Genomic DNA, 17,684 nt, shown 5'->3' with positions numbered 1-17,684 from the left:
GCCGCGCTCAGGAGCCTGCCATCTGGTCGAGTTCGACCGCGAGGCGCTTGGGGTCGACATAGCCCGGGATCAGGGTGCCGTCCTCGGTGATGATCGCCGGGGTACCGCGCAGGCCCAGCTCACGCCCCAATGCCATGTGCTCGGCCACCGGGTTGTCGCACTTGCGCATCTCGATCGACTTGCCCTGCTTGGCCTCGGTCATCGCCTCGCGACGCGCCTCGGCATCACCGGCGCACCACACCGAGACGGCCTCGCGATAGGCCTCGCTGCCCTCGCCGGCGCGGGGGAAGAACAGATAGCGCACGCGGATACCGTTGGCGACATAGTCGTCGATCTGGCTGTGCAGCTTGCGACAGTAGCCACATTCGATGTCGGTGAACACCGTGACCGTGTGCGCGGCGTCGGCGGGACCGAAGCTCACCATCGACTCCTCACCGATCGACTCGATCAGCCCCTTGCGGGCCTCGGCCAGACGCGGCTCGGTGAGATCGGTGCGGGTCTTGAGATCGACGATGCGTCCATCGATGAAATAACGACCGTCGGCGGTCATGTACATCAGCTCACTGCCGACGAGCACCTCGTAGAGGCCATCGACCGGGGCCGGACGGATATCGCTGATGGCGATGTCCGGGGACACCGCCTCGAGCGCGGCGCGAATCTGCTGCTCGGGACCGGCCTGCACGGCGGTGGCGAGGCAGCCGAGGGTGGCGGCCAGCGCGAGGGATCTGATTCTCAGCATGGGGCTTCCTAGTCTCTGAAGTTTTCGAATTGCAGCGGCAGCCCCCAGTCGGACTCGCGCAGCAGCGTGATCACCGCCTGCAGGTCGTCGCGCTTCTTGCCGGTGACCCGCACCTGCTCGCCCTGGATCTGGGCCTGCACCTTGAGCTTGCTCGTCTTGATCGCCTTGACCATGCGCTTGGCGGTGTCGCTGTCGACGCCCTGCTTGAGGACGATCTCCTGGCGCGCGGCATTGAGCGTCTGCACCGCCTCGCCCGGCTCCAGCGCGGCGAGATCGATCTTACGCTTGACCAGCTTCTGGCGCAGGATGTCGAGCATCTGCTGGAGCTGGAACTCCTGCTCGGCGGCGAGCTGGATCTTGTCCTCGGCGAGCTCGAAGCTGGCGGTGACGCCCTTGAAGTCGAAGCGGGTACCGATCTCGCGATTGGCCTGATCGACCGCGTTGCGCACCTCTTGTAGATCGAACTCGGAAACGATGTCAAACGATGGCATGAAGAACCTCGAACAGGGATATGGCCCGACCGGCTCAGCCGCGCGGATGATGCACGGCATGCATCCGCTTGAGCCGCTCTCGGGCAACGTGGGTATAGATCTGGGTGGTTGAAAGGTCGCTGTGTCCGAGCAGCATCTGCACCACGCGCAGATCGGCACCGTGATTGAGCAGATGGGTGGCGAAGGCGTGACGCAGGGTGTGGGGCGAGAGCGGCTTGAGCACCCCGGCCTCGATGGCATAGCGCTTGATCAGCATCCAGAAGGCCTGACGGCTCATGTGCTCGCTGCGACTGGTGGGGAACAGATAGTCGCTGCAACGCCCGCCGAGCAGCTCCAGGCGCGGCCCCTTGACGTACTCGCGCACCCAGTGCGTGGCCTCGTCGCCGAGCGGCACCAGACGCTCGCGCCCGCCCTTGCCCTGCACCCGCACCAGCCCCTGGGTGAGGCTGATCTGGGCGGGCATCAGGGTGACCAGCTCGGTCACCCGCAGCCCGCTGGCATAGAGCACCTCGAGCATGGTGCGGTCGCGATGACCGCGCGGGTCGGTGGTATCGGGCGCGCGCAGCAGATACTCGACCTCGGCCTCGCTCAGGCTCTTGGGCAGCGGGCGGCCCAGGCGCGGGGTCTCGATGCGCGCGCTCGGGTCGTCAGCGATCACCTCGCGGCGCAGCAGATAACGATAGAACTGCCGCAGCGAGGAGACCAGGCGCGCGCTCGAGCGCGGCTTGCGGCCCTGCTCGGCGAGCAGCGCCAGATAATCGAGCAGGTCCTGACGTCCGGCCGCCGCCAGACCCCGCTTGCGTTCGGCGGCAAGCCAGGCGGCGAAGGCGCGCAGATCGGAGCGATAGGCGCTCTGGGTGTTGCGGCTCGCGCCGCGCTCGAGCCACAGCGACTCGACGAAACGCTCGATCAGGATCCCGTCCTCGGCCATCAGTCCTCCTCCCAGCCTTCGTGGCGCAGCAACCAGCGCTTGACGGCCAGCGGCGCACCGGCGCGCGCACCACCGAAACCACCCGCCCCGCGCCGGCCCACCACCCGGTGACAGGGCACCACCAGCGGGCAGGGGTTGGCGCGACAGGCCTGACCGATGGCGCGCGCCGCGCTGCCGAGTCTCGCGGCCAGCTCGCCGTAGGTACAGGGGCGCCCCGGCGGGATCGCCCGCAGCGCGCTCCAGACGCGCTGCTGGAAGGCCGTGCCCGCGGGCTGCAGCGGCAGGTCGATCCGATGCCCCGGATCCTTGAGATAGGCGACGAACTCGGCGCGCACCCAATCGGGCAAGACCGCGCCATCGCGCTCGCCCTGTGGCACGAGATCGACCCCGGCCAGCGCGCCCCCGCGCCAGTCGACGGCGATCGGCCCGAACGGGGCCTGGATCAGCGCCTTCGCCATGTTCCCCTCCTCCTCGACCCGACCACCGACCCAGCGACCGGACCGGCGATTATAGCCCAGGCGCCCGGCGGCCGACCTTCAGCGACCAGGGACGGTCTAAACCGCAAAGACCCAAAGAGCGCAAAGCGCTGATGGGATGACCACCTCCAGTGCCCCCACTCGCCTCACCCGCAAGCAACACCGCTCGCCGGGGATCGCCGAGCCAGATGAATGCATCCACAGGCGACGGGACGCTGTTAGCACTCTGCTCCTTTGTGTCTTTGCGGTTCAATCATTCCCCTGGCGAGACCCTCGGCTTTACGGCAAGATGAAGCGCTTTTCGCGCCCGATCGGGCGACCGAGGACCCCGCATGAACCAGACCGCCGCCCCCTTCTGGGAGACCACCCCGCTCGAGCTGATGGACACCGGGCAATGGGACGCGCTCTGCGACGGCTGCGGCAAGTGCTGTCTGGAGAAGTTTGAGGACGAGGACACGGGCCGCATCGTTTACTCCCGCATCGCCTGCGCCCTGCTCGATCTCGACACCTGCCGCTGCCGCGACTACCCCAACCGCGCCCGGCGCATGCCCGACTGCATCACCCTCACCCCCGAGCACCTGGCCGACCCGCGCTGGCTGCCCGAGACCTGCGCCTACCGGCTGCTCGCCGAGGGCCGCCCCCTGCCGCGCTGGCACCCGCTGGTGAGCGGCGACCCGGAGTCGGTGGCCGAGGCCGGCGAGAGCGTACGCGGACGCGTGCTCAGCCCGGAGACCGGGGAGAACCCGCTGATGCACCTCATCGACTGGGTGCGCTGAGCCGCCGCGCTCAGACCGCGCGGGTGAGCAGCGCCCGCGCGCCGGGCTCGACGCCCTCGGGCAGGCGCACCCGCACCGTCCAGCCCGCCCCCGGCGCGACCTCGAGCGGCGCGCCCTCGCGATCGCTGAGCGCCTCGAGACGGAAGGCGTGGTTGCCGCCCGGGCTCATCAGCTCCAGTTGATCGCCGCGCGCAAAGCGGTTGCGCACCGCCACCTCGGCCCAGCCCTCGCGTGCCCCCAGCACCTCGCCGACGAACAACTGGCGCTGGTTGCGCGAGGCACCGCAGTCGTAGTTCTGCAGCGCCGGATCGGCGCCGTGACGGCGATAGAAACCCTCGGTATAGCCCCGATTGGCCAGTCCCTCGAGCGCCTCGAGCAGGTCGGCACGGAAGGCGCGCCCGGCGAGCGCGTCGTCGATCGCCTGGCGATAGACCTGGGCGGTGCGCGCGACATAGTAGTCGGACTTGGTGCGACCCTCGATCTTGAGACAGTCGATGCCGATCTCGATCAGCCGGGCGACGTGCTCGACGGCGCGCAGGTCGCGCGAGTTCATGATGTAGGTGCCCTGCTCGTCCTCGAACACCGGCATGTACTCGCCCGGGCGCTCGCCCTCCTCCAGCACGAACCCGGGCTCGCCGCCAGCCACCTCGCCCAAGCGGTAGCGCCAGCGACAGGCGTTGGTACACACCCCCTGGTTGGCGTCGCGGTGGTTGAAGTACCCCGAGAGCAGACAGCGCCCGGAATAGGCGATACAGAGCGCGCCGTGGACGAAGACCTCCAGCTCGGTGTCGGGACAGGCCTCGCGGATCGCCGCGATCTCGTCGAGCGAGAGCTCGCGCGAGAGGATCACCCGCTCGATCCCCTGCGTCGCCCAGAAGCGCACCGCCGCGGCGTTGACCGTGTTGGCCTGCACCGAGAGGTGGATCGGCAGCTCGGGCCAGCGCTCGCGCACCAGCATGATCAGCCCGGGGTCGGCCATGATCAGCGCATCGGGGCCGAGCGCGACCAGCGCGCCGATGTCGTCGACGAAGGTGCGCAGCTTGGCCCCGTGCGGCATCAGGTTGACGGCGAGATAGAAGCGCTTGCCGAGATCATGGGCCGCGGCGATGCCGGTGGCGAGCGAGGCGGCGTCGAAGCCGCCCTTGCGCACCCGCAGGCTGTACCGGGGCAGCCCGGCATAGACGGCATCGGCGCCATAGGCGAAGGCATAGTCGAGATGGCTGGGGCTGCCGGCCGGGGAGAGCAGCTCGGGGCGGTGCGACATCGACATCAGCGCAACTCCACCTCAAGATCGTGCCGCTCCTCGGCGCCGCGCAGCACCGTGACCGCGACCCGCTCGCCGGGGACACGATCGAGCAGCACCAGACGGATATCGGCATAGTCGGCGACCGCTCGCCCGGCAAGGGCGAGGATGCGATCGCCCACCGCCACCCCGGCGGCCTGCGCGCCACTGTCGGCGGCGAAGCCGACCACGCGGGTGCCGGCCCCTTCCTCGCCCTCGCCGAGCTGCACCCCCAGCAGCCCGGCCGGGGGCAGCTCGGCCGGGGCGGGATAGAGATAGAAATCGGCCGCCGGCGGCTCGACCGGTCGCCCCTCGCCGTTGAGCAACACCGCACCCGGCAGCCCGAGCCGGCGCTCGACCCGGTCGGGGATACCGATGCCGTACTCGAGGTGCCCGGCCCCGGCGAGCACCACCAGGGTGCGTTCGGGGTTGGCGTCGAGATAGTCGGCGGCGCGCGCGGCCATGCCCTCGTCCCACAGCAGCTGGACCTCGATGAAGTGATCGAGATCGCGCTCGTCGCCGAAGGGGTGCTGGGCGAAGATCTCGCGCAGCCGCTCGCGATAGGCCGCGTCGGGCCGGGCGAGCGCGGCGGGCAGGGCGGCGCGCTGACGAGGGTCGAGCCCGTCGATGCCGACCTCGCCGACACGGCGGGTGAGGGCCTGGTCGAGATTGAGCGCGATCAGCGGGATCTCGTGCTCGCGCGCGAAGCGCAGGATCGGACGATAGAGCCGGTAGTCGAAGCGCCAGCGTTCGAAGTACTCGGTGCGGCGCAGCATCTGCGCCTCGTCGATGGCGCCGGCGACATAGGCGTCGAGATGGATCTGGAAGGGCTGCTGGAAGCACTCCAAACCGATCGCCAGCGGCTTGCCGCGGGCGTGCAGGCCGCGGATCACCGCCAGCTGATCGAGATGGTCGGCATAGCGGTCGTGGTGCTCGCCGACATAGACCACGCGGCGCTCGGCGATGCGCCCGAGCAGGGTCTCGACCCCGGTCAGCGCATCGAGTTCGAGCACCCGGGTGGCCGCCCCCGCCGCAGGCTCGGCATCCCGCGCAAGGACACTCGCCCCCGGCGCCGCCAGCACGACGGCGACGGCAATCATCGCCAAGCTTTTGTAGGACACGTCTCACCCCGCTGGTTTCGGGCCACCGCGGCCCGCATGATTGACCAGGTCACGCGCTCTGCGCTTCCCTCGAGCATCGAGAAGGAACGCCGACCACCGACCCTGTTGCCCGGGGCACACACCGCCCCGCTCCCTATTCTGCCGAGGATCCGGATACTGATGCGACACTTGATCCTTTCAACCCTGCTGCTGCTCGGTCTGACCCCGGCCCAGGCCGCGTCCCCGCCACCGCTCGTCGAGCACCAGCTCGCGGTGCACATCGACCCCGCCACCGGCACCCTGGAGGCGAGCGATCGGCTGCGCCTGCCCGCCGGGCTCGAGGACACCCTGGTGCTGCTCGACGCCGGGCTCACGCCCACCGTCGGCGACGAGACGGCGACCCTCACCCCGGTCGGGCGACGCGGCCACCTCGCCGTCTATCGGTTGCGGCACGCCGGCACCGGGCCGGTCACCCTCGACTACCGGGGCCAGATCCGTCACGGCCTGCGCCGCCAGATCGAGGGGGTTGGACGCGACCGACAGTGGTCGCTCGGCACCATCGACAGCGATGGCATCTTCCTCTCCGGGGCCAGCGGCTGGTACCCGCTGCTGCCCGGACAGCGACTGCGCTTCGCACTCGATATCACCCTGCCCGCGGGCTGGATCGCCGTCTCCCAAGGCAGCGGCCCCGGCGCGGCGCCCGAGTCGGGACGCTCACAGTGGCGCGAGACGCAGCCGCAGGAGTCGATCTATCTGGTCGCCGCGCCCTTCACCCTCTATCGCGACAGCAGCGAGGGCATCGCCACCCAGGTCTATCTGCGCGCGCCCGACCCCGCACTCGCGCGACGCTATCTCGACGCCACCGCCACCTACCTGCGCGACTATGGCGAGCGCATCGGCCCCTACCCCTACGCCAAGTTCGCGCTGGTCGAAAACTTCTGGGAGAGCGGCTACGGCATGCCCTCCTTCACCCTGCTCGGCTCACGGGTGATCCGTCTGCCCTTCATCCTCCACACCTCCTACCCGCACGAGATCCTCCACAACTGGTGGGGCAACGGGGTCTATGTCGACGCCGACTCGGGCAACTGGAGCGAGGGCCTGACCAATTATCTCGCCGACTACTGGCAGCGCGAGCGCGCCGGCACCGGGGTCGAGGCGCGGCGCGAGATGCTCAAGGCCTACGCCGATCACGTCCACCACGGCGAGGACTTCCCGCTCAGCGCCTTCCGCGCCCGTCACGACGGCGGCTCCCAGGCGATCGGCTACGGCAAGGGGGCGATGGTCTTCCACATGCTGCGCCGCCGCCTCGGCGACGAGACCTTCAGCGCCGGACTGCGCCGCTTCTATGCCGACAACCGTTTCCGCGCCGCCGGCTACGCCGAGTTGCGCCGCGCCTTCGAGCAGGTCTCGGGCACCGACCTCGGCGACTTCTTCGCCGCCTGGGTCGAGCGACCCGGGGCACCGACGCTGGCGCTCGACGGGGTCAGACTCGAGCAACACGACGGCCAGATAGAGGTCCACGGCGAGATCCGCCAGACCCAGCCCGGCGCGCCCTTCCCGCTGCACCTGCCGCTGCGACTCGCGTGGTCAGACGGCAGCACTCGCACGCTCTGGATCGAGACCGACGAGCGCGCCCAGGCGTTCGGCATCGCGCTCGACCAGCGCCCGCTCGCCCTCGCCGTCGACCCCGGGTTCGACGTCTTCCGCACCCTGCTGCCCGGCGAGACCCCGGTGGCACTCGGCAACCTGTTCGGCGCCGAGCAGGGGCTGATCCTGCTGCCGGCACGGGCGCCGACAGCATTGCTCGACGGCTATCGGGCACTGGCCGAGCGCTGGCGCAGCGGACATCCGGGCTGGCGGGTGGCGCTCGACAGCGCGTTCGACACCCTGCCCGAGCACGGCGCGATCTGGCTGCTCGGCTGGGAGAACCGCCATCGCGCAACCTTCGAGCACGCCGTCCCCGACCCCACCGCAGCGCCCCCGACGCAACGTCTCGACGGGCTCGACAGCATCGTGCTCACCGCCGCGCGCGGTGAACAGCCGCTCGCCTGGCTCGGTACCGAGCGGGCCGAGGCGCTGCCGGCACTGGCGCGCAAGCTGCCCCACTACGGCAAGTACGGCTATCTCGGTTTCGTCGGCGCACGCGCCGAGAATCGGCTCAAGGGCCAGTGGCCGAGCGGACCGAGCGCCCTGACCCACCGCTTCGCCCCGGCGCACCGATGAGGACGTCACGACCTGCGCCAGCGCACCTGCATTGGGGACAGAATTGGCTAGAATCAAACGGACTCAACGACTGCCGGACTCCGGCTCAAGGATCGATCATGCCCATCCACTCCCGCGCACTGCAGCGCCTTGTCTTCCTCGCCACGCTCGCCATCGCGCTCGTCGCCTGTGGCCCGTCCTATCGCACCGAGTACAGCTACATGCCCCCGGCCGACAGCGCCGGCAAGCAGTGCCTGAACCAGTGCCTGAGCATGCGCGCGATGTGCCGCAACCAGGCCGAGAACCGCGCCGCCAACGCCCGCGCCGATTGCGAGCGCAACGCCATGATCAACTACACCGCCTGCATGGCCACGGCCAAGAGCGACATCGAGCGCAGCAAGTGCTCGTCGAGCAGCTACTGCAACCAGGGTGCCGACACCGGCCAGTGCGATGAGGAGTACCGACTCTGCTACGAGAACTGCGGCGGTACCGTCAGCAGCTATCAGGTCTGCGAATACGGTTGTTGACGCGCACCGGGCTGGCGCCACGACGCGCCGGCCCTCAGCAGCGATCGACCACGCAATTGCGCCCCCCTTCCTTGGCGCGGTAGAGACAGCGGTCGGCCACCGAGGCGAGCCGGTCGTAGTCGGTCTCGCCCGGCTCGGCCTGGGCCAGCCCGATGCTCAGGGTCAGCGCCCGGGTGCATCCCGCCATCTCCAGCGGCGCACGCGCCAGCGTCTCGCGCAGCTTGTGCGCGAGGGTCGCAGCCCCCTCCAGGTCGGTGCCGGGCAACAGCAGCGCGAACTCATCACCGCCGAGCCGCGCCAACAGGTCCTGGCGCCGCACCAGCCCCTGGATCACCCGCACCACGTGACGGATGGCGGCATCGCCCGCCGCATGTCCCAGCTCGTCATTGAGCTGCTTGAGCCGGTCGAGGTCGAAGAGCAGCAGCGAGACCGGCGTCCGCGACCGTTGCGCCAGCGTCATCCGGCACTCGAAACCGGCGAGGAAGCCACGCCGGTTGGCCACCCCGGTGAGCGGATCGGTGTTGGCCGCATGGGCCAGGCGCTGCGCGGTATGGGCACGACTGTGCTCGTAGAGCATTGAGATCACGGTCGAGGCCAGCAGGGCCCCGCCGCCATTGACCATCGCCAGCCAGTTCAGACCGAAGCCGAGGTCCAGCGCGATCCGCAGCCACAGCATCGACATCAGCACCGCACTGAATCCCAGCGAGACCGCCAGCCCCAGCCACAGCCCCAGCACGAAGAAGGCCAGCGGCGGCAGCAGCGCCGCCCAGATCAACACCCCGTCACCGGCCTCACCGGTGATCGACAGCGCCGCGAGCAACACCCCGGCGAGCACCACGCCGAGCAGCGGCAGGATGCGTTGACCGCGGCCGCAATACAGCCCCCAGGCCAGCCACGACAGCAGGACACAGAAGAGCCCTTCGGCGAGGGCGTGGAACAGATAGCCGGTGACCCAGAAGTCGAACCAACTGAAGAATGCACTCAACACCACCCCCAGCAGGGCCGCGCGCAGGGTCAGACGTACCCGCCTGGCCTCGAGGTCGGCGCTGACGAGCACGATCTGGTCACACTGGGGGTGTTTCATGCGGCTAGGCTGACGCGGTGGGACGATCGAACAGGCGCGAGGCCCGAGAACGCGCGCCGTACAAGCCGTCGCGCGACGACGGCTGGACCAAGATACGCCCGCCGGCAGGCGGGATCAATCACCCCCGGACGGGCGCCCAGACCGACCGGACCGCGCGCAGACACCTTGCCGGGCACCGCGGCCAGACGCCATCATGCCCGGAGTCACGCCGACCGCTGTCCCCGAGCGACAGCGGTCCGATGGAGAGCCCCAGGGAGCGAGACATGGATACGAAACCGACACGCAGGACGCCGGACACGCCCGCCACCAGCGCCCGGACGAGGACCATCAACCATGGCGCAGCTGCGCGCTGCACCCGGCGCCAGCTTCTCGCCCTGCTCGCCGCCACCCTCATCCCCCCCGCGCCGTCTCCGGCACGGGCCGCACCCAGTCAGCGACTCCTGGCAATCGGCCCCGGCGCACTACGCCTGCTGACCTACCTGGCGGTCGCCGATCGACTGGTCGGGGTCGAGGACTTCGAGCGACGCGCGCTCACCACCAGCAGCTATCGCTACGCCCTGCCGACGGGGATCGACGCCCTGCCCTCGATCGGCCCCGGCGGTCCCGGGCGGATGCCCGACCTCGAACAGGTGCTGCGGCTGCGCCCCGATCTGGTCGCCGCCGCCGCCCTCGACGATCAGCAGCTGCAGGCACTGCGCGCACGCGCCGGGGTCGAGCTGCTGGTGCTCGACTATGGCGATACCGGCATCCTCCGCATCGACGAACTGATTGGGTCGCTCCAGGCCCTGGGCGAGGCGGTGGGGCGCGGCCAGCGCGCCGCCCAGCTCGTCGCCGCCCTCACCGACGAGCTGGACGCGCTGCACCGACGCGTCGGCACCACGCCCCCCGTGGCCGCCTATCTCGGCGGCGTCAGCATGCAGGGCAGCCACGGTCTCACCAGTACCCAGGCCGGTCACCAGCCGCTGCGCTGGGCCGGGGCACAGAACCTCGCCGACCGGGCGGGCCCGGCAGGACATCTCTTCCTCGATCGCGAGCAACTGCTGCTGTGGGACCCGCCGGTGCTCTTCATCGACGGCGGCGGGCTGGCCGGCATCCTCACCGAATACGCCAGGGACCCTGGGTTCTATCACCGCTTGCGCGCGGTCCGTACCGGACAGGTGTGGCTGACCCTGCCGTTCAACGCCTACAACACCAATGTCGAGAACGCCCTGGTCAACGCCTGGATGATGGCCAAGGTGCTCCACCCCGAGGCGCTGGCGGACATCGACATCGGGGCGCGGGCCGGCGCCATCATGCGCACCTTCCTCGGTGCCGATATCATGCCGGCGCTGGCCGAGCACGGCCATGGCCTGGGGCGACTCGATCTGGAGCGGGGACGATGGACGCCAGTGTCCTGAGCCCGGCGCCACGCGCGAGCTTCCGCCACCAACGCCGCAGGCGCCTGCTCGCCGGGCTGGCGCTGGGAGTCGGGCTGATGGCGCTGGTGGTCTATGCCCTCGGCCAGGGCAGCTACCCACTGACGGCCGGCGAGGTGCTGACGGCGCTGCGCGCCGGACCCGCCGCCCCCGACCCCGCGGCACACGTGATCTGGTCGATCCGGCTACCGCGGCTGCTCGCCGCGTTGCTCGCCGGCATGAGCCTGGCGCTGGCCGGGGCGGTGATGCAGAGCGTATTGCGCAACCCCCTGGCCTCGCCGATGACACTCGGGGTCTCCCAGGGCGCGGCCTTCGGCGCGACCTGCGCCATCGTGCTGCTCGGCGCCGGCGAGCTCAATCGGTTGGGACCCGAGACGGTGGTGGTCGAGCAGCCCTATCTGGTGGTCGGCGCGGCACTCGTCGGCGGTCTCTGCACCGCCGCGGCCATCCTGCTGATCGCGCTGCTGCGCCAGCTGCGCCCCGAGGCGCTGGTGCTCGCCGGGATCGCACTCGGCGCCTTCTCCAGCGCCGGCACCATGCTGGTGCAGTACTTCGCCAGCGACACCCAGGCGGCGGCGACCCTGTTCTGGACCTTCGGCGACCTCGGCAAGGCCGGCTGGCGCGAGGTCGGCTGGCTCGCCCTGGTGTTGGCGCCGCTGCTCGTCCTGCTCACCCGCACCGGCTGGCAGCTCAACGCCATGGCCTGGGGTGAGGACAGCGCCCGCGCGCTCGGCGTGGCGGTGGCGCGGCTACGGCTGACGGTCCTGGCCGCCGGTGCGGTCCTGGCGGCGGTGAGCACCGCCTTCCTCGGGGTGATCGGCTTCGTCGGGCTGATCGCGCCGCACCTGGTGCGGCTGATCATCGGTGTCGACCACCGCTATCTGCTCCCCTACGCCGCCCTGGCCGGGGCCATCGTACTGCTCGGCGCCGACACCCTGGGACGGTTGATCATCGCCCCGGTGGTACTGCCGGTCGGCGCGGTCACCGCCATGCTCGGCGCACCCTTGCTGCTGGCGCTGTTGCTGCGCCGCGGGGAGCGCTGACCATGCTCGGGATCGAGGCGCTCAGCATCGGCCACGGCGGCCGCACCCTGCTGCGGGGACTCGACCTGGAGCTACCCGCCGGCGCGCTGTTGGCGGTACTCGGGCCCAACGGGGCCGGCAAGTCGACCCTGATCCGCACCCTCGCCCAGCTCCACCCGCCGCTGGGCGGGCGGGTACGGCTCGATGACACCCCGCTCGACCGACTCGAGCGCGGCGCCCGCGCCCGCCAGATCGCCTATCTGCCCCAGCAGTCGCGCCCGGTCGCCGTCACCGTCTACGAGGCGGTGCTGCTCGGGCGCGTGCCGCACCTGCGCTGGCAGACCGGCGAGCGCGATCTCGCGCTGGTCGACGACATCCTCGATCACCTCGGGCTCGCCGCACTCGCCGGCAGGCGCTGCACCGAGCTCAGTGGCGGCGAGCTGCAGAAGGTGCTGATCGGGCGCGCCCTGGCGCAAGCCCCCCGTCTGCTGCTGCTCGACGAGCCGGTCAACCATCTCGACCTCGCCAACCGGCTGGAGGTCCTGGCGCTGGTCAGACGCACCGCGCGCGAACGTGATCTGGTCACCCTGGTGGTCCTCCACGACCTCAACCTGGCGCTGCGCTTCGCCGACCGCTTCCTGCTGCTCGACGGCGACGGCGGCCATCGCACCGGCGACATGGCGACGCTCACCCCGGAGCAGGTCGAGCGGGCCTACCGGGTCCCGGTGGTCCGCGGCGAACTGGCTGGACACCCACTGTTCGTGCCGATCTAGCGGGTAGCTTCCAGCCTCCAGCTACCAGTAGCGGCTTAGTGTGCGCGTCAGCGGGGCGTAAGAGGTCCTACCGGCGGCTGGCGGCTGGCGGCTAGTCGCTGGCGACTGGAAGTTGGTCGCTGACGACTCGGCTGCCCGCAAGCCGTCAGGACACCGATTGGTAGTAGAGGTTCTGCGGGTGGCGGGCCTCGGCGAAGAAGTACCAGCGTTCGGCCAGCAGCCCGACGAACTGGACGGCGAAGGCCGTCAGCGCCAGGGTGCTCGAGACCTCGGCATGGGCCAGGGCGATCAGCACCACCGGCAGCGGGAACACCGTCACCAGGAAGAAGGCACGCACCCAGCGCAGGGTCCGGGCGCTGCGCCCGTGGAAGAACTCACGGGTGTTGAAGCTGCCGCCGGTGGCGCCCTGGGCCTTCTGCTGCAAGGCGCTGTGACGTACCCCGATGGCGCTCTGCACCGTGCTGCGGTGTTCGAGCCGGGCGTTGCGCAACAGGTGTGCGCCGCGCGAGAGCGCGGCGGCGAGGGTGAGGATCACCGCCCAGGTGCCGAAGAAACCGACCAGCGGGTTGCCGAGCCAGGCCGAATAGGCCGCCGCCAACATGAAGCCCGAGGCGGTGCCGAGCAGCAGGAAGTTGCTCACCGTCAACGGCGAGTGCCACTCCTCGAGGAAGCGCACCGCGGCATAGATCATCGCGGTGCAGACGAACAGCGCCAGGCTCGCCAGGGTGCCGAGCACGCCGAGGATCAGCGACAGGTCGACGGCCAGGGCGCCGACCCGGAACCAGGGCGCGGTCCAGCCCAGCAGGTGGGTCAGCGCATAGGCCGCGACCAGCCCCATGGTCAGCGGCAGCACGATCACCTCGCGCGAGAGCCAGGAGGTACGCCAGCAGCTCGCCGCGCGCCAGGCGCGTTCGGGACGACCGAGATGGAAGAAGGAGGCGGCCAACCCGCCGAGCAGCAGCGACAGCGCCAGCAGGCTGCCGCTGGCGTAGAAGCCCGAGGTCTGCAGCGGCAGGAAGTGGGCGATGGCATAGAGCTGTCCGGTGAACATCGCCAGGAACAGCCCCTGGCCGGCGCCGAGCAGGGTGGTCAGCAGGATCACGGAGAAGGCGGGATGCATGGGCGGCTTCCTGATTGCGGTGGACGGGAACGGCCCTTACCAGGCCACGTCGTCGACGGACTCCTCGCCGGTGTAGTCGGTGAGATCCTCGCGACGCAGCGGGTTGTCGACCCGCTCGAGGTCCTCGGGAGCGATGTGCATCCGGGTCTTGTGGCGTGGCAGGTAGTGGTTGGCGGGCTTGGTGCCCCACTCGGCCATCAGCGCATAGCCGCCACGCTCACGGATCGCCACCGAGACCTCGGAGTCGGGGTCGTGGACGTCGCCGAACAGCCGCGCGCTGGTCGGACAGGCGAGCACGCAGGCCGGCTGGCGATCGCGCTCGGGGAGGCTGTCGTCGGTGATGCGGTCGATGCACAGGGTGCACTTCTTCATCACCCGCTCCTGGGCGTCGAGCTCGCGCGCGCCATAGGGGCAGGCCCAGGAGCAGTACTTGCAACCGATGCACTTGTCGTAGTCGACCAGCACCACGCCGTTGTCGGCGCGCTTGTAGGAGGCCCCGGTGGGACAGACCGGCACGCAGGGCGGGTCCTCGCAGTGCAGACAGCTCTTGGGGAAGTGGACGGTCTCGGTATCGGGGAAGGTGCCGACCTCGAAGGTCTGGACGCGGTTGAAGAAGGTACCGGTGGGCGAGCCGTCGTAGGGGTGCTCGTCGACCAACGGACCGGCCGCGCCCGAGGTGTTCCACTCCTTGCAGGAGGTGACACAGGCATGACAGCCGACGCAGACGTTGAGATCGATGACGAGGGCGAGTTGGGTCATGTCAGAGGGCCTCCTGCCACCAGCGGCCAGTGATCGACGAGACGGCGCGATGCAGACGCCGGCACTCGCGATGCGGTCGCCGGGGGCTCATTTCTTGGAGAAGATGCCGGCCACATAGGCCTGCCAGCGACCGCGTCCCGGCTCCTGGCCGGGCAGTCGCGGCATCGGCGCGAACTGCGGCGCGGTGATCGCAGGCTCCTTGGGACCGGCCTTGTAGACCCGCACCCGCAGATCGAACCAGGCGGCCTGGCCGGTCACCGGATCGGCGTTGGAGAGGTGCGCCCCGGCGGCATGCTCGGGCAGCTCCTCGGCGATCAGGTGGTTGAGCAGAAAGCCCTTGCGCGACTCGTCGGCATTGGCCGCCAGGCCCCAGGCCCCGGCGGCCTTGCCGATGGCGTTCCAGGTCCACACCGTGCCGGGCTCGACGGCCTCGGAGAAGCGACACATGCAGCGCACCCGACCATGCGCCGACTCCACCCAGATCCAGTCGCCGTCGGCGAAACCCTCGGCGGCGCCGACCCGTGGGTTGACGAACAGATAGTTGTGGCTGTGGATCTGGCGCAGCCAGGCGTTCTGGCTGTCCCAGCTGTGGTACATCGCCATCGGTCGCTGGGTCAGGGCGTTGAGCGGATAGCGCTCGGCGTCGATCAGCCCGTCCTCGAGCGGCGCGTAGTAGAAGGGCAAGGGGTCGAAATAGGTGGCGATGCGCTCGCGCAGCCGCGGCGGCGGACGCCGCCCCTCGCCCTTGCCCTGGGCGGCGCGGCGGAAGCGCTGCAGCACCTCGGAGTAGAGATGGATGATGATCGGGTCGGCATAGCGGATCATGCCGTGGGCGCGCGCCCAGTGCAGATAGCCCTTGTTCCAGTTGCGCATGTACTGGTAGCTCGGCGGCAACTGGTGGTGGAAGACGCAGCCGTGCTCGACATAGCGCTCCCACTGCTCGGGGTTGGGCGCGCCCTTGAGCACCTGATCGCCCTCGGCGCCGCGCCAGCCGGCGAGGAAGCCGATCCCGGAGCCGGGCGAGGTCTCGTAGTTGACGATGAAATCGGGGTAGTCGCGGTACTTGCGCCGTCCCTCGCCGTCGACGAAGGCCGGCAGCCCGAGCCGGGTGCCGAGCTCGATGAGCACGTCCTGGAAGGGGCGACACTCGCCCTTCGGCGGCAGCACCGGCACCCGTACCGCGTCGACCGGACCGTCGAACTCGGAGATCGGCCGGTCGAGCATCGACAGCACGTCGTGACGCTCGAGATAGCTGGTGTCGGGCAGCACCAGGTCGGCGAAGGCGACGGTCTCGGAGGAGAAGGTGTCGCAGACCGCCAGGAAGGGGATGCGGTAATCGCCCTGCTCGTCCTTGTCGACGAGCATCCGTCGCACCTCGCTGGTGTTCATCGTCGAGTTCCAGGCCATGTTGGCCATGAACAGCACCAGGGTGTCGATCGGATAGGGGTCGCCGCGCCAGGCGTTGGTGATGACGTTGTGCATCAGCCCGTGCACCGCCAGCGGGTACTCCCAGGAGAAGGCCTTGTCGAGCCGGACCGCCTCGCCCTCGTCATCGACGAAGAGGTCGTCCGGGTCGGCCGGCCAGCCCAGCGGCAGACCGTCGAGCGGGGTATCCGGGCGCACCGCCGCGGGGTCGTTCGGCGGCTTGGGACAGGGCGGGATCGGGCGCGGGAAGGGCGCCTTGTGACGGAAGCCGCCGGGGCGGTCGATGGTGCCGAGCAGGCTCATCAGCACGCCGAGCGCGCGGATGCCCTGGAAACCGTTGGAGTGCGCCGCCATGCCGCGCATGGCGTGGAAGGCCACCGGGTTGCCGGTGACCGAGGCGTGTTCGCGATCCCAGCAATCGGTCCAGGGGATCGGCAGCTCGATCTGGTGATCGCGCGCGGTCACGCCCATCTCGTGGGCGAGCCGGCGGATGGTTGCGGCGGGGATGCCGGTGACCTCGGCGGCCCACTCCGGGGTGTAGTCGGCGAGTCGGTCCTTGAGCAGCTGGAAGGCGGGCTTGACCGCGGTGCCGTCCTCCAGGGTATAGGCACCGAGCAGCCGCGGCTCGACGCCGGGGGTGCGGGCGCGCACCGCGGCATCGCTCGCGCGATCCCAGCACAACCGGTCCTGCGGATCGAAACAGTCGGGCGCGGCCTCGGTCTCGACGCGATAGAACAGCCCGGCCTCGTCGTGCGCCTCGTCGCTCACCACCAGCTCGGCGGCATTGGTGTATTGAATGAGGAAGTCGCGATCGAACAGCCCGCGCGCGAGGATCTCGTGATTGATCGCGAGCAGCAGCGCGCCATCGGTCCCCGGGCGGATCGGCACCCATTCATCGGCGATCGCCGAATAACCGGTGCGGATCGGATTGATCGAGATGAAGCGACCGCCACGCCGCTTGAATTCGGAGATCGCGATCTTGAGCGGGTTGGAGTGATGATCCTCGGCGGTGCCGATCATCACGAACAGCTTGGCGCGATCGAGGTCCGGACCGCCGAACTCCCAGAACGATCCACCGATGCTGTAGATCAGCCCGGCGGCCATGTTGACCGAGCAGAAGCCGCCGTGGGCGGCATAGTTGGGGGTGCCGAACTGCTTGGCGAACATCCCGGTGAGCGCCTGCATCTGGTCGCGCCCGGTGAACAGCGCGAAGCGCTTGGGGTCCTCGGCGCGCAGCCGGCGCAGGCGGGTCTCGAGCAGCTCCAGCGCCTCGTCCCAGGAGATCTCCTCGAAGTCGCTCTCGCCACGCTCGGCCCCGGGTCTGCGGCGCAACGGGCGGGTCAGGCGCGCCGGGGAGTACTGCTTCATGATCCCCGAGCTGCCCTTGGCGCAGATCACCCCCTTGTTGAGCGGATGACGCGGGTTGCCGTCGATATAGCGGACCTCACCATCACGCAGGTGCACGCGAATACCGCAACGGCAGGCGCACATATAGCAGGTGGTCTCCTTGACCTCGACCCGACCGATCGCGCTATCCGAATGACTGGGATGATCTTGCATCG

General features: G+C 69.8%; 16 protein-coding genes. 6 read left to right on the top strand and 10 right to left on the bottom strand.

All coding sequences use genetic code 11. The features are described 5' to 3' along the window. Positions 1-7: 7 nt before the first annotated feature. From ACAM26_RS05700 to ACAM26_RS05685, 4 genes are read right to left on the bottom strand one after another with little or no spacing between them, the layout of a single operon-like run. A complete protein-coding gene (locus tag ACAM26_RS05700) occupies positions 8-739 on the bottom strand; it encodes a DsbC family protein (RefSeq protein ID WP_123139407.1) in 732 nt (243 codons plus the stop codon). A gap of 8 nt (positions 740-747) precedes the next feature. After that, on the bottom strand, positions 748-1,230 hold the full coding sequence (locus ACAM26_RS05695) for a YajQ family cyclic di-GMP-binding protein (protein ID WP_123139408.1): 483 nt from the start codon (positions 1,228-1,230) through the stop codon (positions 748-750). A 34-nt stretch (positions 1,231-1,264) separates the two neighbouring features. Further along, positions 1,265-2,161 (bottom strand): site-specific tyrosine recombinase XerD, encoded by an 897-nt coding sequence (gene xerD, locus ACAM26_RS05690; RefSeq protein WP_132229081.1) that lies wholly within the window; start codon positions 2,159-2,161, stop codon positions 1,265-1,267. Further along, positions 2,161-2,619, bottom strand: a complete 459-nt coding sequence (locus ACAM26_RS05685; protein WP_369613255.1) for a methylated-DNA--[protein]-cysteine S-methyltransferase — start codon at positions 2,617-2,619, stop codon at positions 2,161-2,163. Before ACAM26_RS05685 ends, xerD begins: the two co-directional genes overlap by 1 nt. Positions 2,620-2,969: 350 nt before the next feature. Between ACAM26_RS05685 and ACAM26_RS05680 the strand changes: the two genes are divergently transcribed. Then, positions 2,970-3,413, top strand: coding sequence for a YcgN family cysteine cluster protein (locus ACAM26_RS05680; RefSeq protein ID WP_123139410.1), 444 nt, complete (start codon positions 2,970-2,972; stop codon positions 3,411-3,413). 10 nt (positions 3,414-3,423) lie between these two features. Here the strand turns inward: ACAM26_RS05680 and ACAM26_RS05675 are convergent, their stop codons facing one another. Both ACAM26_RS05675 and ACAM26_RS05670 read right to left on the bottom strand, forming a co-directional pair. Beyond that, on the bottom strand, positions 3,424-4,683 hold the full coding sequence (locus tag ACAM26_RS05675) for a U32 family peptidase (RefSeq protein WP_369613254.1): 1,260 nt from the start codon (positions 4,681-4,683) through the stop codon (positions 3,424-3,426). After that, positions 4,683-5,816, bottom strand: coding sequence for a ChaN family lipoprotein (locus ACAM26_RS05670; protein WP_369613253.1), 1,134 nt, complete (start codon positions 5,814-5,816; stop codon positions 4,683-4,685). The genes ACAM26_RS05675 and ACAM26_RS05670 overlap by 1 nt, the downstream gene beginning before the upstream one ends. Positions 5,817-5,975: 159 nt before the next feature. Between ACAM26_RS05670 and ACAM26_RS05665 the strand changes: the two genes are divergently transcribed. Together ACAM26_RS05665 and ACAM26_RS05660 are read left to right on the top strand one after the other, a co-directional pair. Then, entirely contained in the window at positions 5,976-8,018 is a 2,043-nt protein-coding gene (locus tag ACAM26_RS05665) for a M1 family metallopeptidase (protein ID WP_369613252.1), read from the top strand. Between the two features lie 98 nt (positions 8,019-8,116). Beyond that, complete coding sequence (locus ACAM26_RS05660; RefSeq protein WP_123139414.1) at positions 8,117-8,524, top strand: hypothetical protein; 408 nt, start codon at positions 8,117-8,119, stop codon at positions 8,522-8,524. A gap of 34 nt (positions 8,525-8,558) precedes the next feature. Here the strand turns inward: ACAM26_RS05660 and ACAM26_RS05655 are convergent, their stop codons facing one another. Further along, complete coding sequence (locus ACAM26_RS05655; protein ID WP_369613251.1) at positions 8,559-9,608, bottom strand: GGDEF domain-containing protein; 1,050 nt, start codon at positions 9,606-9,608, stop codon at positions 8,559-8,561. 263 nt (positions 9,609-9,871) lie between these two features. Here ACAM26_RS05655 and ACAM26_RS05650 point away from each other — a divergent pair, with 263 nt between their 5' ends. Genes ACAM26_RS05650 through ACAM26_RS05640 form a run of 3 tightly spaced genes read left to right on the top strand, consistent with a single transcriptional unit; the run spans position 9,872 to position 12,818 of the window. Then, entirely contained in the window at positions 9,872-11,005 is a 1,134-nt protein-coding gene (locus ACAM26_RS05650; protein WP_369613250.1) for an ABC transporter substrate-binding protein, read from the top strand. Continuing rightward, a complete protein-coding gene (locus ACAM26_RS05645; RefSeq protein WP_369613249.1) occupies positions 10,987-12,066 on the top strand; it encodes a FecCD family ABC transporter permease in 1,080 nt (359 codons plus the stop codon). The genes ACAM26_RS05650 and ACAM26_RS05645 overlap by 19 nt, the downstream gene beginning before the upstream one ends. Positions 12,067-12,068: 2 nt before the next feature. Then, positions 12,069-12,818 carry an ABC transporter ATP-binding protein gene (locus ACAM26_RS05640; RefSeq protein ID WP_123139418.1) on the top strand — a complete coding sequence of 250 codons (750 nt, stop codon included), beginning with the start codon at positions 12,069-12,071 and terminating at the stop codon, positions 12,816-12,818. Between the two features lie 145 nt (positions 12,819-12,963). Here the strand turns inward: ACAM26_RS05640 and soeC are convergent, their stop codons facing one another. The 3 genes from soeC to soeA form a co-directional block, all read right to left on the bottom strand. Then, positions 12,964-13,938 carry a sulfite dehydrogenase subunit SoeC gene (soeC, locus tag ACAM26_RS05635; protein WP_369613248.1) on the bottom strand — a complete coding sequence of 325 codons (975 nt, stop codon included), beginning with the start codon at positions 13,936-13,938 and terminating at the stop codon, positions 12,964-12,966. 36 nt (positions 13,939-13,974) lie between these two features. Further along, positions 13,975-14,697, bottom strand: coding sequence for a sulfite dehydrogenase subunit SoeB (gene soeB / locus ACAM26_RS05630; protein WP_123139420.1), 723 nt, complete (start codon positions 14,695-14,697; stop codon positions 13,975-13,977). An 87-nt stretch (positions 14,698-14,784) separates the two neighbouring features. Beyond that, positions 14,785-17,682, bottom strand: coding sequence for a sulfite dehydrogenase subunit SoeA (gene soeA / locus ACAM26_RS05625; protein WP_369613247.1), 2,898 nt, complete (start codon positions 17,680-17,682; stop codon positions 14,785-14,787). Positions 17,683-17,684 lie beyond the last annotated feature (2 nt).

This window comes from Marichromatium sp. PS1 (assembly GCF_041155115.1).
In the GTDB taxonomy this organism is placed as follows: domain Bacteria; phylum Pseudomonadota; class Gammaproteobacteria; order Chromatiales; family Chromatiaceae; genus Marichromatium; species Marichromatium gracile.
This window is presented reverse-complemented; position numbering and strand designations above follow the sequence as displayed.

What these genes read in the sequence shown, in the direction of transcription:
- ACAM26_RS05700 (WP_123139407.1), bottom strand. Translation starts at nt 739, where the DNA reads ATGCTGAGAATCAGATCCCTCGCGCTGGCCGCCACCCTCGGCTGCCTC.
- ACAM26_RS05695 (WP_123139408.1), bottom strand. Translation starts at nt 1,230, where the DNA reads ATGCCATCGTTTGACATCGTTTCCGAGTTCGATCTACAAGAGGTGCGC.
- xerD (WP_132229081.1), bottom strand. Translation starts at nt 2,161, where the DNA reads ATGGCCGAGGACGGGATCCTGATCGAGCGTTTCGTCGAGTCGCTGTGG.
- ACAM26_RS05685 (WP_369613255.1), bottom strand. Translation starts at nt 2,619, where the DNA reads ATGGCGAAGGCGCTGATCCAGGCCCCGTTCGGGCCGATCGCCGTCGAC.
- ACAM26_RS05680 (WP_123139410.1), top strand. Translation starts at nt 2,970, where the DNA reads ATGAACCAGACCGCCGCCCCCTTCTGGGAGACCACCCCGCTCGAGCTG.
- ACAM26_RS05675 (WP_369613254.1), bottom strand. Translation starts at nt 4,683, where the DNA reads ATGTCGATGTCGCACCGCCCCGAGCTGCTCTCCCCGGCCGGCAGCCCC.
- ACAM26_RS05665 (WP_369613252.1), top strand. Translation starts at nt 5,976, where the DNA reads ATGCGACACTTGATCCTTTCAACCCTGCTGCTGCTCGGTCTGACCCCG.
- ACAM26_RS05660 (WP_123139414.1), top strand. Translation starts at nt 8,117, where the DNA reads ATGCCCATCCACTCCCGCGCACTGCAGCGCCTTGTCTTCCTCGCCACG.
- ACAM26_RS05655 (WP_369613251.1), bottom strand. Translation starts at nt 9,608, where the DNA reads ATGAAACACCCCCAGTGTGACCAGATCGTGCTCGTCAGCGCCGACCTC.
- ACAM26_RS05650 (WP_369613250.1), top strand. Translation starts at nt 9,872, where the DNA reads ATGGATACGAAACCGACACGCAGGACGCCGGACACGCCCGCCACCAGC.
- ACAM26_RS05645 (WP_369613249.1), top strand. Translation starts at nt 10,987, where the DNA reads ATGGACGCCAGTGTCCTGAGCCCGGCGCCACGCGCGAGCTTCCGCCAC.
- ACAM26_RS05640 (WP_123139418.1), top strand. Translation starts at nt 12,069, where the DNA reads ATGCTCGGGATCGAGGCGCTCAGCATCGGCCACGGCGGCCGCACCCTG.
- soeC (WP_369613248.1), bottom strand. Translation starts at nt 13,938, where the DNA reads ATGCATCCCGCCTTCTCCGTGATCCTGCTGACCACCCTGCTCGGCGCC.
- soeB (WP_123139420.1), bottom strand. Translation starts at nt 14,697, where the DNA reads ATGACCCAACTCGCCCTCGTCATCGATCTCAACGTCTGCGTCGGCTGT.
- soeA (WP_369613247.1), bottom strand. Translation starts at nt 17,682, where the DNA reads ATGCAAGATCATCCCAGTCATTCGGATAGCGCGATCGGTCGGGTCGAG.